This window comes from Caballeronia sp. LZ033, assembly GCF_031451265.1.
Classification (GTDB): Bacteria; Pseudomonadota; Gammaproteobacteria; order Burkholderiales; family Burkholderiaceae; genus Caballeronia.
Genome location: NZ_JARUXQ010000002.1, coordinates 975,518 through 987,888 on the forward strand (window position 1 = coordinate 975,518; position 12,371 = coordinate 987,888).

General features: G+C 65.3%; 16 protein-coding genes. 7 read left to right on the plus strand and 9 right to left on the minus strand.

The features are described from left to right. Window positions 1-648: 648 nt before the first annotated feature. The 4 genes from QCE62_RS20115 (at window position 649) to QCE62_RS20130 (ending at window position 3,190) form a co-directional block, all read left to right on the plus strand. Window positions 649-1,665 carry a lipopolysaccharide biosynthesis protein gene (locus QCE62_RS20115; protein WP_309922265.1) on the plus strand — a complete coding sequence of 339 codons (1,017 nt, stop codon included), beginning with the start codon at window positions 649-651 and terminating at the stop codon, window positions 1,663-1,665. Between the two features lie 87 nt (window positions 1,666-1,752). Further along, window positions 1,753-2,037, plus strand: a complete 285-nt coding sequence (locus tag QCE62_RS20120) for a hypothetical protein (RefSeq protein ID WP_309922268.1) — start codon at window positions 1,753-1,755, stop codon at window positions 2,035-2,037. 137 nt (window positions 2,038-2,174) lie between these two features. Next, window positions 2,175-2,633, plus strand: coding sequence for a hypothetical protein (locus QCE62_RS20125; RefSeq protein ID WP_309922271.1), 459 nt, complete (start codon window positions 2,175-2,177; stop codon window positions 2,631-2,633). A 26-nt stretch (window positions 2,634-2,659) separates the two neighbouring features. Next, the gene (locus QCE62_RS20130; protein ID WP_309922273.1) at window positions 2,660-3,190 is read left to right on the plus strand and encodes a hypothetical protein; all 531 of its coding nucleotides are present in this window, start codon (window positions 2,660-2,662) and stop codon (window positions 3,188-3,190) included. Between the two features lie 158 nt (window positions 3,191-3,348). Here the strand turns inward: QCE62_RS20130 and QCE62_RS20135 are convergent, their stop codons facing one another. Genes QCE62_RS20135 through QCE62_RS20145 form a run of 3 tightly spaced genes read right to left on the minus strand, consistent with a single transcriptional unit; the run spans window position 3,349 to window position 6,249 of the window. Further along, a complete protein-coding gene (locus QCE62_RS20135; RefSeq protein WP_309922276.1) occupies window positions 3,349-4,224 on the minus strand; it encodes a tyrosine-protein phosphatase in 876 nt (291 codons plus the stop codon). Further along, a complete protein-coding gene (locus tag QCE62_RS20140; RefSeq protein WP_309922279.1) occupies window positions 4,221-5,516 on the minus strand; it encodes an ATP-binding protein in 1,296 nt (431 codons plus the stop codon). The genes QCE62_RS20135 and QCE62_RS20140 overlap by 4 nt, the downstream gene beginning before the upstream one ends. 4 nt (window positions 5,517-5,520) lie before the next feature. Next, window positions 5,521-6,249: a response regulator gene (locus tag QCE62_RS20145; protein WP_309814658.1), complete on the minus strand. Its 729-nt coding sequence runs from the start codon at window positions 6,247-6,249 to the stop codon at window positions 5,521-5,523. A 233-nt stretch (window positions 6,250-6,482) separates the two neighbouring features. Between QCE62_RS20145 and QCE62_RS20150 the strand changes: the two genes are divergently transcribed. Further along, window positions 6,483-7,232: a response regulator gene (locus QCE62_RS20150; protein ID WP_309922282.1), complete on the plus strand. Its 750-nt coding sequence runs from the start codon at window positions 6,483-6,485 to the stop codon at window positions 7,230-7,232. Between the two features lie 15 nt (window positions 7,233-7,247). Here QCE62_RS20150 and QCE62_RS20155 read toward each other — a convergent pair whose 3' ends face one another. The 6 genes from QCE62_RS20155 to QCE62_RS20180 all read right to left on the minus strand — a co-directional run bounded on the left by QCE62_RS20155 (window position 7,248) and on the right by QCE62_RS20180 (window position 11,037). Next, complete coding sequence (locus QCE62_RS20155; protein ID WP_309922285.1) at window positions 7,248-7,901, minus strand: flagellar basal body L-ring protein FlgH; 654 nt, start codon at window positions 7,899-7,901, stop codon at window positions 7,248-7,250. A gap of 18 nt (window positions 7,902-7,919) precedes the next feature. Then, a complete protein-coding gene (locus QCE62_RS20160; protein WP_309922287.1) occupies window positions 7,920-8,540 on the minus strand; it encodes a hypothetical protein in 621 nt (206 codons plus the stop codon). 1 nt (window position 8,541) lies between these two features. Further along, window positions 8,542-8,724, minus strand: a complete 183-nt coding sequence (locus tag QCE62_RS20165; protein ID WP_309835155.1) for a DUF6726 family protein — start codon at window positions 8,722-8,724, stop codon at window positions 8,542-8,544. A 3-nt stretch (window positions 8,725-8,727) separates the two neighbouring features. Continuing rightward, window positions 8,728-8,898, minus strand: a complete 171-nt coding sequence (locus QCE62_RS20170) for a hypothetical protein (protein WP_309922290.1) — start codon at window positions 8,896-8,898, stop codon at window positions 8,728-8,730. 140 nt (window positions 8,899-9,038) lie between these two features. Next, a complete protein-coding gene (locus QCE62_RS20175; RefSeq protein ID WP_309922294.1) occupies window positions 9,039-10,193 on the minus strand; it encodes a phytanoyl-CoA dioxygenase family protein in 1,155 nt (384 codons plus the stop codon). A 67-nt stretch (window positions 10,194-10,260) separates the two neighbouring features. Then, a complete protein-coding gene (locus QCE62_RS20180; protein WP_309922297.1) occupies window positions 10,261-11,037 on the minus strand; it encodes a helix-turn-helix transcriptional regulator in 777 nt (258 codons plus the stop codon). Window positions 11,038-11,134: 97 nt separating this feature from the next. On the opposite strand from QCE62_RS20180, the gene QCE62_RS20185 reads away from it, so the two are divergent. Both QCE62_RS20185 and QCE62_RS20190 read left to right on the plus strand, forming a co-directional pair. Further along, complete coding sequence (locus QCE62_RS20185) at window positions 11,135-11,413, plus strand: hypothetical protein (protein WP_309922300.1); 279 nt, start codon at window positions 11,135-11,137, stop codon at window positions 11,411-11,413. Further along, entirely contained in the window at window positions 11,410-12,366 is a 957-nt protein-coding gene (locus tag QCE62_RS20190) for a zinc-binding alcohol dehydrogenase family protein (RefSeq protein ID WP_309922302.1), read from the plus strand. The genes QCE62_RS20185 and QCE62_RS20190 overlap by 4 nt, the downstream gene beginning before the upstream one ends. Window positions 12,367-12,371: the final 5 nt, after the last annotated feature.

A 12,371-nucleotide genomic window follows, 5' to 3' on the forward strand; every position in this document is an offset into this window, starting at 1 on the left:
CTCCGCCGGTACTTCCCTGAACCACGTATTCCTATGAGGAGAAAAGACGTAATCGGTATCACGCCTGATGCATGAAAACGGCTGCGATAAGGACCATTAAACACAGAACAAACTTTCGCGGCCGCCTTCGTACGAAGATGTTTTTTCCGGCTGTCCGGTTTACTTCCACCTCGTATCGAAGTAACCTTTCCCCCGCTGCGATGGTTGTCCCGCAATGTTTTCGACGGCACACCCAATCCGCCTGTTCGTTAGTAAATCTGACGTATCTCACGGGCCATCACAGCACATGTTACCGACGTCACGTCGAATCCGTTCGGCGTGACTCGTCAAGCCGCTCGCCATGCATATGGCCCGGCGGCGTCCGCGCCCCGAACGCATGGTGATCCATGCGCGTCGGCATGTGGATAAGCCAAGCCAGTACAACCTGGACCGCACGACTCCCCGTCACATGACCGGGAGCCGCGTTCGTTCGCCTGTTGTTCTTCGGATAACTAACGCCCGTTCGAAATAAGACTGGCGGCTTTACCGAACTGGAAGCTCTCAATTCGAACCGTTTGATTCGCCATCCTCATGTTCATGAAACCATCGACCCAAGCTTCAACATCCTCGTCCCTTCACACACCCAGACGCGCCGCGTTGATCGCCACGATGCTCGCGAGCGCACTGCTCGCCGCTTGCGGCGGCGGCAACGACAGCGCAGTGGATGCCGCCACGGGCAAGACCGCGACGCCCAAGGCCACGTCGAAGGCCGCGAGCAACGGCTCGATCTTCTACGGCATGAACGGACATAACACCAACGGCGGCGCATACGACGCCACCAGTCCGCAGACCCAGCTCGCGCAGCTCCAGGATCTCGGCGCGACCATCTATCGCAACGACGTCTATAGCTCGACATCGGCGGCGGCGCTGGCCAAGGTCGCGAAGGTCATGGCCGATGGCGGCGTGACGATGTATCCCGTGCTGATGGCGAACCTGAACTACAACAGCGAAGACGATGCCTATCACGCCGGCTATCAGCTCGGCCAGCAGACCGCCAGTTCGTATCACTACGCGTACTACGAGGTGGGCAACGAACTCGAAGCGAAGACGCTCAACGGCAACGTGGACGGCGTGCTCTGGAACCACTACAACAACAGCTCGTACATGCTTGCGCGCGGCGCGATTCGCGGCATGATCGCAGGCGTGAAGTCGGTGGATGCTTCGGCGAAGATCGTGCTCGGCGGCACCTGGCTGCACTATGCGTTCTTCCAGATGCTCGCGGACGGCTCGCAGCCGGACGGTACGTGGGGACATCCCGCCGTGTCGTGGGACATCACCTCGTGGCACTGGTACTCGAACGAAGGCGACATCACCAACGCCTGCGGCGGCACGGGCTGCCATGACGTGCTGCAGGTGCTGCACAACATGGGCAAGCCCATCTGGATCAACGAGTTCGGCGTGCGGCCCGACTATGGCTCGTACAACCAGATCGCGTCGTACATCACCGGCGACACGATGATGGCGCAGTATGTGAACGTCGCGTCGAAGTACAACATCCAGTCCATCCAGGGCTTCCAGCTCTACGACGACAGCGAAGGCAACTACGGTCTGATCGAGGGCGACGGCACCACGAAGAAGCCCGCGTACTACTCGTACAAGAGCTTCGTGCAAAGCCACCCGATGTAAGTAAGAAAGGGAAAGGACCGCGCGTTCAAGCATGCGCGCGGCTCGCCGTTATTGCAGTCCGCCAGACCGATAACGACGAGGATAGCGATGCAGATCTCCGGTGCGACCACCACGAGTGCCTACGTGAGCGCGGACGCGCCCGCACCGCGCCGCATGGCCGATGCTGATACCACAAGCACTGATGCAGACACCTCGTCAGACGACACCGCGACGCAGACGACCGACCCTTCGTCGGTGAAGTCGTTCGCGTATGGCGCGCTGGGCCTCGAACGCCCCGAGGTGCAGGCCACCGATGCCAACGGCTTCTACACCGCGGGCAAATGGGTCGCGGCCGCGGCGACGATCGGCGGCATCATCTCGCTGTTCGTTTGAGTTTGCGTCAGAGCTCGAGCCTGAAGCTGCCGGTTAATACCTGGAAACAACTTGTCGAATCGGCGTGTTGCTCGCCGGATCGGGACACGCGTCCATGCGCGACGATGCTGTTCCTCATTCGACAATTACGCCAGGTCATGCAAGCTCAACACATCGCCACCCGCTCCTTCACTCTCGCGCTGGGCCGCGCGCTCGCCGCCGCCGTGCTGCTCGCGCCGATGCTCCCCGCCGCGGCCGTTGATCTGCCTGACGTCTGCACGGCATTGCAGACGATCGTCGCCGCGCCGTCGTTCGGCACGCTCGCGCAAGGCCGCCCGCTGCTTCCCGCCGGTTCGCCGGGCCAGGGCGTGTGTCGCGGCAGCGCGCACACCTACGATTGCCGCTGGCGTGCCCATTGGCAAGCGGACGGCGTGGTCGCCGACCCGTTGCAGGAACTCGGTGCGGACATCGCCTCATGCTTCCCGGATGTGCGTCACGACATCAACACCGCCACGCGCCAGCGCTTCGTCCTGCGCACGGCGGAGACGACTCGCGCCACGACGCTCACCGCCACGATCGAAGGGGCGAACACGGTGCGCCTGCGCGTCGTGCGCTGAGCCAACCCTGACACAACGACACCGCCATGCCCGGGCGCTTCTCTCTCGCGCTGACGCTCGCGCTCGGCGCGAGCGCGCTGACCGGCTGCACATGGACGCTGATCACCGCAGCCGATGCCGCCGGCTCGCTCGTGCAGGCCGGCTTTTCGGTGGCGTCGAACTATTCGTCGCCGACTTCGGTGACGGGCGAGCCGGCGGCGCTGCAATCGGTTTGCATCGAACTGAACCAGACAGTCGCGACCGGCGACTTCGTGCCGAATCTGCAAGTCTCGTTGCAGCGGCGCGGCGTCAATTCGACCGTTTATAACCCCGGCACGTCGCCGCCCGGCTGCGAGGCCATGCTCGTCTATGCCGCGACCACGAGCTGGGACAAGCATGCATTCAGCAGCAATCCGGTGTCGTATCTGTCCGCCATCGATCTGACGCTGGTGCGGCGCGGCCAGATCCTCGTCACCGCGCGCTATGAAACCAACGGCCTCAGCATGGACCGCTTCGCCAGCGCCCGGCAGAAGCTGGACGCGCTGGTGGAGCGCATGGTGGTGGCGCAGGCGCCATGAAATGCACGATGAAATGCACCTTCCTTTCCGCATCTTTCCATCGGCTCAAGGAACAATGCGGCGGTGCTAATCTGCCTGCGTAGTACGAGTTGTACCGATCCCTCTTGCGGCTCACCTGTCTCAGGCGAGCCGTTTTTTTATGCAATGAGCGCGTGGCATCAGGCCAGCAGCTTCGCGCGCAACATGCCGATGTCGTCCCCGCTCAACGACAGCCCTTGCGACAGATAGTCATTGAGCGTGCCGAAGCTGCCCACCATCTCGTCGAACGCGGCTTCGATCGTCGCGCTCTGCGCCTGATACAGCGGCGCCACGATTGCCGTAGCCGTACCGAGCCGCGCCGCGTGCGCCTGCATGCGCGCGGCGATCTGCGGCTGGGCCGCCGTGTTGGTCAGCAGATAGTCCTGGATGATCACGTCGAGCGGCACTTCCGCGATGGCCAGCAGCAGTGCCGCCGCCCAGCCGGTCCGGTCCTTGCCCACTGCGCCATGGATCACTTGCGGCCCGCTGACGCGCGCCAGCCGCGTCAGCAGCAGACCGAATTGCAACCGTGCCACCGGATCCGTGACCAGCTTGCGCTGCCGATCGATCATCCATGCGCTTGCCGCCGCCGCGTCGCGCGGCATCGCGGAGACGACGTCGATCGGCGCGACTTCATGCGTCTCGCGCACCGCATTCGCCGGCACGCGATCCATCGCCAGCGAAGCCTCGGCCACCATGCGCAGATCATGCAGCGCGCGCAGACCGAGCCGCGCCAGCGTGGCGGCGTCGGCGTCATTGGGCGTGAACGCGCCCGAGCGATAGAACACGCCACGCCGCAGACGGCGTCCATCGACGGAAGCATAGCCATCGCCGATACCCGCCACGTCGCGGAAATTTTCCACCGATGCCACGCGCGGCGTCTCCGCCACGGCGGCTTCATCGCTTCCCCCGCCGCATGCGGACAGCAGCGCACTCGCGCCGAATGCGGTCGAGAGGAGCGCGGCGCCGCGCAGGAAGGCGCGACGCGAGGTCGGAGGGAGCGAAGTGACGATCATGTTGATTGAACGGGAATGACGATACGCACGATCAGCCCGCCGCCCTCGGCATTGCCGATCTCACAGCGGCCCTGCTGTTCGCGCGCAAGACGCTCGACAATGGCAAGACCCAGCCCGCAATGCCCGTTGCCGCTGCGCGCGGGATCGAGCCGCACGAACGGGCGCAGCGCGTCGTCGAGTTGCGCGTCGGGAATGCCGGGACCGTGATCGCGCACTTCGATCAGCCAGTCGGCACGCAGCCGCGCAGTCCTGATCTCCACCGGCGGCTCGCCATGCTCGAACGCGTTATCGACGAGATTGGTCAGCAGCCGGTCGATGAAGGTGCGCGGCAGCACGAACCCATCGCCCGCATGCAGCGACAGCCGGAACAGCGCATCGTCGCCATCCTCGGGCGCAGCGAACTGTTCCGCGATGAAGGCATCCACGCCCGCCGGCGCGCTTTCGGACGGCGCACGCGCGGCGAACTCCAGGAACTGCTGGACGATGCGCGTCATCGAATCGATGTCGCGCAGGAAATGCGCGCGTTCGCGCTCGTCCTTCGCGAGCACCGTCGCGCGCAGCGACAGACGCGTGAGCGGCGCCTTCAGATCGTGCGCGATGCCGGCGAGCATGACCGCGCGGTCGTCATCGGCCTCGGCGATCTTGCTCACCATCTGGTTGAACGCACCGATCAGATCGCGCAACTCGCGCGGACCCCGTTCGCCCACCGGCACCGGACGCTCGCCGCCGCCGAAGCGCCGCGCGGCCTGCGCGACCCGCGCCAGCGGACGTTGCAGTTGCCAGGTGACGAACAGCGACAGCAGCAACGCGCCGCACAGCAACACGAGGGACTCGGTGAAGATGGGCGCGGGCGGCGGCAGGTCGATGGGCGTGACGATCCAGAACGCGCTCGACGGATAGCGCACCCACAGGCGCGGCATCTTGCGCCCGATGCTGTCGATGGCGATCTGCGAGCCCGGCGGCAAGCCATCGGCAATCTGCTTCGCGAGATGCGCGTGCCGCGTCGTCAGCGGATCCTGGAGTTCGAGCGGCTCCGGCATGTTCCAGACCGGCACGATATGCACACGCGTCTCGCGCATCAGCTTGCCGCCGAGGGTCACGTCGTTGTGCGCGGCTTCCAGCACGATCAGCAGCGCGCGTGCGTAGCCATCGGCTTCCTTGTGCGGCGCTTGTATATGCAGCATCGCGAACCATCCGCCCTGCAGCACCAGCAGCACGCAGACCGACAGCAGCGCCATGCGCCCGAACAAGGTATCCGCAATGACGCGCGGCGAGAAAGCAGCCAGACGCATCGCCTTAGGTCCGGATGCGTTCGTGTGCGGCGTCTTCCCCATCGGGCACGAAGACAAAGCCTTGTCCGCGCACGGTCTGCAAGTGACGCGGTTGCGACGGATCGTCTTCGATCAGACGACGCAGCCGCCACACCGGCACGTCGAGGCCACGGTCGCGGAACGGCAGGTCGTCGCGATGGACGAGATCGTGCAGCAAGACCCGCGACAGCACCTTGTACGGATGCTTGATGAAGACCTTGAGCAACGCGAACTCGCTCTCGCGCAACGGAATGCGCTTCTCGCCGCAGATCAGCGCGCGCGTGACGAAGTCCACCTCGAAGCGTCCGAAGCGTTCGCGCGCGCAGCGTTCGGGCTGGCTCGGCGTGCTCGCGCGACGCCGCAGCACGGCTTCGATGCGCGCGAGCAGTTCGCGCGGATCGAAGGGTTTCGCGAGGTAATCGTCCGCGCCGGTTTGCAGTCCCGCGATCTTCTCGGCCACGCTGTCGCAGCCCGTCACGAAGATCACCGGAATGTCCTCGCCCGCCGCGCGCAGATCGCGCAGCGCGCGCAGGCCGTCGGTATCCGGCATCATGATGTCCAGCACGACGATGGAAGGACGCTCCAGTTCCAGCCGACGGCGCAGCCCCGCGCCGTCATGCAGCACGGAAACCTCGATGCCTTGCGTATGAAAGAAGCGGCGCAGCAGATCGCGCACCGCGGAATCGTCGTCGACGATCAGAACCGATGTAGCCATATCGAAATTTTATTCGGTGCTTATTCCAATCGGCGCGCGCCACTTTATTCGGCACATTACCGATTCTTACGGCAGTACGCGCCGCGCCCTTGCTTCCCTGCACGCCATGGCCCGTCAGGCCTTTCGCCACGGACGCAAGCGGCGTTCGTCACACTCCCGGAATCCCGTAACAGAAAGAAATGGAAAGTTTCGCGCGATGGCCAGGCCGCCGATGCCGAACATAGAATCGGCGCATGACATCACATGTACTCATGGTCGACGACGACCCCGTCGTGCGCGAACACGTGCGCGGCTTCCTGACGCAACACGGCCTCGAAGTGTCGGTGCTGGACGACGGCATCGCGCTCAAAAGCGCCGTGCAGAACCTGCGGCCCGCGCTGGTCGTGCTCGACGTGATGATGCCCGGCAAGGACGGCATCAGCGCGCTGCGTGAACTGCGCCACGCCCACGACGACGTTCCCGTGATCCTGCTCACCGCGCGCTCGGACGTACTGGATCGCGTGATCGGACTCGAACTCGGCGCGGACGATTATCTCGGCAAGCCCTTCGATCCGCGCGAACTGCTGGCGCGCATCCGCACCATCCTGCGACGCCGCAACGGCGCATCGTCGTTCGTGCCGGGCGCGCCGGAGATGCGTCCGAGCTATCGCTTCGGTCCTTTCGAGATGGACTTCAGCACGCGTGAGCTGCGCCGCGACGGCGAACGCATCGCGCTGCGCTCGGGTGAATTCGCGCTGCTGAAGACGCTCGTGAAGAATCAGATGACCGTGCTCTCGCGCGCTCAGCTGAACGAGCATCTGCGCGGCGCGGGAGCGCATCGCGATCGCAGTCTCGACGTATCGATCTGGCGGCTGCGCCGTCTGCTGGAAACCGACCCGTCCGAGCCGCGCTATGTGCAGACTGTCTGGGGCCAAGGCTATATCTTCGTGCCGCATGGCGATCCGAGCGCGGCGGGACGCATTGCCGCGCGGCCGCCACACTGACGCGATGTCTTGAGCTCAGAACGTCAGCACGCTCATGAAGAGATGCTGCAACCATCCCATCGTGGTCGAATCGGCGAGCATGCCCACGCCCGCCTGTTCGATGCGCGCATTCGCCACCTTGTTCGACGCCACGTAATTCCCCGCCTCGATGTCCTTCGGATTGACGATGCCGGAGAAGCGCAGCTGATCCTGATTGCCGCTCATCGCGATGATCTTGTCGCCCGCGACCACGAGATTTCCGCCCGGCAGCGTACCGATCACCGATACCGCGAGCGTGCCGCTCATCGCACTCAGGTTGCGGGTGCTGCCGTTGCCCTTGAACGACGTATCCGCCGAGCCCACGTTGAAGAGGCGTGCAAGGCGCGCGGCCGCGCCGGTCGATTGATCGGCGGCCGTGGCGCTGATGCTGCTCGCGCGGCTCGCGCTGGCATCGGCGGTATTGCTGCCCGAGTAAGACTCGGCGAGGCGAATGGTCAGCACGTCGCCGACACGCTGCGCCCGCGAGGTCTCGTACAGCGACACGGAATTGCCCGCCTGATAGATCGCGCCGAGCGTGTTGACGTTGACCGGCTGCGCGACGGCCGGCGCATAAGTCGGCATCTCGACGATGGACCGCGACGACGAACACGCCGACAGCGCACATGCGCACAACAAGACTGGCAATTTCATGACGATGCTTTCCGGGATTCAAGGGGTGTCATGCAAGGCGGCGAGACGCCATTTGTCGTCGGTCTCGCGCAACCAGGTTTCGTAGGCCTTCAGGCGATAGATCACGCGCGCCGTCGCCGACGCGCCGTTCGCCTCCAGCGTGATGGAGCTCGACGCGTTCTCCCAGCGACGCGTCCGGTAGCCGTTTGCACGCACGACGCGGCCCGCACCGAACCGCGACGACAAGGCCGCGCCGAAGTCGTCGGCCATGCGGGCATCGATCACGAACGACATGCGATACAAACGCGGCGCGGGATCGCCCGGCATCGCGGCGAAACGCAGCACGTGATCGCGTGCGGGAGCGCCGTCGACGACCGCTTGCGACGCCTGCCATCCCGCCTCGCCGCGATGCGCCCACTTGCAGCTGATGGTCAGGCTGTGCGGATCGCGCAGCACCATGCCGAGCGCCGCCGATTCGACGTCGGTGTCGCACAGCGCGACGCTGCGCGGCGGCGTGGCGCGCGCGGGCTCGTCGCGGCGAAATACATCCAGCGGCACGCCGAGCCGCAGCCCGCGAAAGTCGAACGGCTGCTGCGCGTGTGCTGCCGCGGGCAACAGCATCGCGGCGAACAGCGCGCAGGGGAGAAGGAGGCGCTTCATGTCAGTCAATCGCCGAGGCGCACACATCGAACGGCGTGGCCGCCGCGTGGCCGACCACCGGCACGACCTTGAGCGTCGCCGCCGTCACGCGGCACGGCAGCGCGGCGAGCGCGCAGCCTTCGAGCGTCAGCGGACAGGAGGCGAGCGCCGCGCACGCGAGCGCGAATCGAACGATCGCAGGCATGGATCAGGCGGTCGTATCGACGTGATTGCCGAGATGCGCGGGATTGCTCACCGGCGTCTTCGTCGTGGTAGAGGGAATGCTTTCGGCGGCCGGGACTTCGGTGTTGCGCCGGATCGGCAGGGTGTTCGCCGTCTGCGGCACCGCGTGGCTGTTGAGGGGACTGTTGACGTTCATGCTGCGCGCTCCTGAAGAAAATGGACGTTGCGTCTTGCAACGGCAGCCATCTTCTCCGGGCGCGAGGCACAGCAATCGGTTGAGAAAAATGCGCTTTTCGTCAGTGCTTACGAGGCATTACCCACGCGTTACGGATTGTTTTATGTGATGCGTTTCCACGCGTGCTGGCGTAGTGCATCGGTAAAGCGCTCGACGGGCCAGCCTTCATGCAGCGCCTCGCGCAGCAGCGCCTGCTGGCTCGGCGGCGCGAGACCGCCCGAAGGCGGATCGCGATCGAGATTCGTCGGGAACGCATAGCCCTCGGCGCACGAAGCGATGACCGCCTCGATCTCTGCATCGCTCATGCGGCCCGTGGACTTGCTTTCGCTCAGGACCGGATACACGGCTTCGCACATGCGCGCGCGATCGACCGATTCCATCGCCCGCCCGTAGGCCGACGACACCTGCAACAGGTTGGCCATGCGCTGCACGTCGCGCGTGTGGTTTGCGCCCGCCGCATGGAACAGCGCGGGGCTGAAGAACAGCGCATCGCCCTTTTCGAGCGGCAATTGCACGCAATGCGCTTCGAAGTACGCGCGAAAGTCCGCACGCCGCCACGCGAGATAGCCGGGTGCATAGCGCTGCGAAAACGGCAGCAGCTTGGTCGGTCCGCTTTCCACCGGCATGTCGCTGTGCGCCACCGCGCCCTGCAAGGTCAGGAAAGGCGACATCGCGTGAACATGCGCGGGATAGCGGCGCACTTCCTCTTCGGTCTGGAAACCGAGGTGATAGTCGCGATGCGCCTCCTGCGCCGCGCCGCCCGGCCGTACGACATTCACCTGCGACGTCATCTGATACGCCGGGCCGAGCCACGCTTCGGCCATGCACGCGAGAATCGGGTTCGCGAAGTAGCGCGCGAAGACATCGGGCGCGTGCAGGCAGAGTTTTTCCTGCGCGTTCCAGATGCGGTCGTTCGCGCCGGCCTTCGCGAAGTGATCCGCGCGGCTCGTGCCCTGCTCGCGCTCCTGCCGGATGATGTCTTCGAAGACGGCGGTGGCGTCGTCGATCGGGGCGGTGTCGGCATAGGCGTGCTTCAGCACCAGCACGCCGGCGCCCGCGCGCAAGACCTCGGCCCATTCAGCCTGCAAGGCCATGCGTTCGGACAGGTCGCGGCCCAGCGCGGCGCAATCGTAGAGCGGAATGCCTCGCTGAATCGAAGCAGCGTAACGCGGCGGATGCGCCTCTTCCTGCGCGAGGTCGCGTTCGAAGTCATCGAGGGAACAGGCGTGCTCGTCGTACCAGTTCGTCTGGTTCATGTCTCCTCCATCGCTTGTCCGTTCGACGATAGTATCCCGAACCGTCCCGCCGGCAAGCTTCACGCGTTCAGCCGCTTGCGTGATACCGCCCAGGCGTCGTCCCGAACGTGCGGCGAAACACGTCGATGAACGCGCTGATGTTCTCGTAGCCCGTTTCCAGCGCGATGGTCGTCACCGGGACACGATCGGCCACACGCTCCAGCGCCCGCAGCATGCGCGCCTGCTGACGCCATTGCGCGAAGGTCAGCCCGGTGTCGGCCATGAAGCGGCGGCTCAGCGTGCGCGGCGATACCCCCGCCCACGCGGCCCATTCTTCGAGACGGCGGTTATCGGCGAGGTCGTTGGCGAGCGCGTCGGTGATCTTCAGCAACGCGGGATCGCGCGGACGCTGCAGATGAAACGGCGCTTCAGGGGCGGCGGCGAGTTCATCGAGGATGACGTCGGCGATGCGCGTCCGCGCCGCATCGAGCAGGTCGTCCTGCCATGACGACGCGCGATGCACCGCTTCACGCAGCAGCGGCGTGGCGCGAATGGCGCGCGGCTCGGCGGGCAAGGCCGCGCAACGCGCCTCGGCCACGAACACGCTCCATCCCGAGAACGGTCCGTAGGACCGCACCGAATGCGCCCGATGCGGCGGAATCCAGATGGCATGAACCGCGGGCACGACCCACTGGCGCGTATCGACGCCAATCGACACCAGCCCGCTCGACGCCCCCATCAACTGGCCGCGCGCGTGGCTGTGCGAAGCCACTTCGCGCGGCTCGCTTTGCGTGAGCTCGGCGGCGGCGAGGAACGGGCCGTCCTGCGACATCACCAGTTCGGGGCGAATCAGGGGTGTATTCATGGCCGGATTTCGGTATCGAATGGCCTTTATACCGGAGACGGGCCTCGGGCGCACGTCTAGACTCGGCTTCATTGTTTCACTCACGGAGCCAGTTGCAATGCAAGCCAGCCAGATGCTTCCCGACCATCTCGACGAAACCCGTCTCAACGGCACGACGATCCGCAAGGGCACGGTCGGCGCGTTCCTCGTCAACGCGCGCGTGTGGAGCGATCCGCACGCGAGTGCCGCGAGCCGCGCCGAGGCCGCACGCGACATCGAGGAAGCCTTGCCGGCGTTGCTCGCGCTCGGCCTGTTCGACGTGCTGGATATCCGTGATCCCGATTTGCGTGCATGGCTGGCCGAACTCGGCGCCTCAATCAAACAGGAGCAAGCATGAAAGCAGCAGTCGTCAAGCAGGCAGGCACCCAGCCCGTGTGGGCTGAATTCGATGAACCGGTGGCCTCGCGTGAACAGGGCGTCGTGAAGGTCGGCGCTTCGGCATTGAGCCGACTGACGCGCGGACGGGCATCGGGCGAGCATTATTCGTCGTCGAAGACCTATCCGTTCGTCGCGGGCGTCGATGGTGCCGGCCGTCTCGACGATGGCCGGCGCGTCTACTTCTTCGGTCCGGTAGCGCCATTCGGCGCGATGGCCGAGCGCACGCGTGTGCCGCTCGAACATTGTTTGCCGCTGGCCGATTCCATCGACGACATCGATGCCGCCGCCATCGCCATTCCTGGCATGTCGTCATGGGCGGCGCTCACGGAGCGGGCGAAGTTCGTCGCCGGCGAGACCGTGTGGATCAACGGCGCGACCGGCGCGTCGGGGCAGCTTGCCATACAGGTGGCGAAGCGGCTCGGCGCGGGGAAGATCATCGCGACGGGACGCAATCGCGCGATGCTCGAGAAACTGCAAGACATGGGCGCGGACACGATCATCACGCTGGAGAGTGACGAAGCCTCACTGAGCCGCGCATTCGAAGCACATTGCGTGGAAGGCGTCGATATCGTGCTGGACTATCTGTGGGGGCCGAGCGCGCGGGCGTTGCTGATTGCCGCCGCCCGTGCATCCGAAGCACAACGCGCGCTGCGCTTCGTGCAGATCGGTTCGATGAGCGCACAGGAGATCGCGCTGCCGGCGGCCGTATTGCGATCGAGCGCGATCAGCCTGCTCGGCAGCGGCCTGGGGAGCGTCGCCATGCCGCGTCTGTTCGCGGCCATGCAGGCGGTGTTGAATGCGGCGGCGGAAGGCGGCTTGCGCGTGGATACGAAAGCCGTGCCGATGCCGCATCTCGCCGACCACTGGAATGACGATGCCGGACGCGAGCGCATCGTGTTCGTGAACGGCTGAGGGCA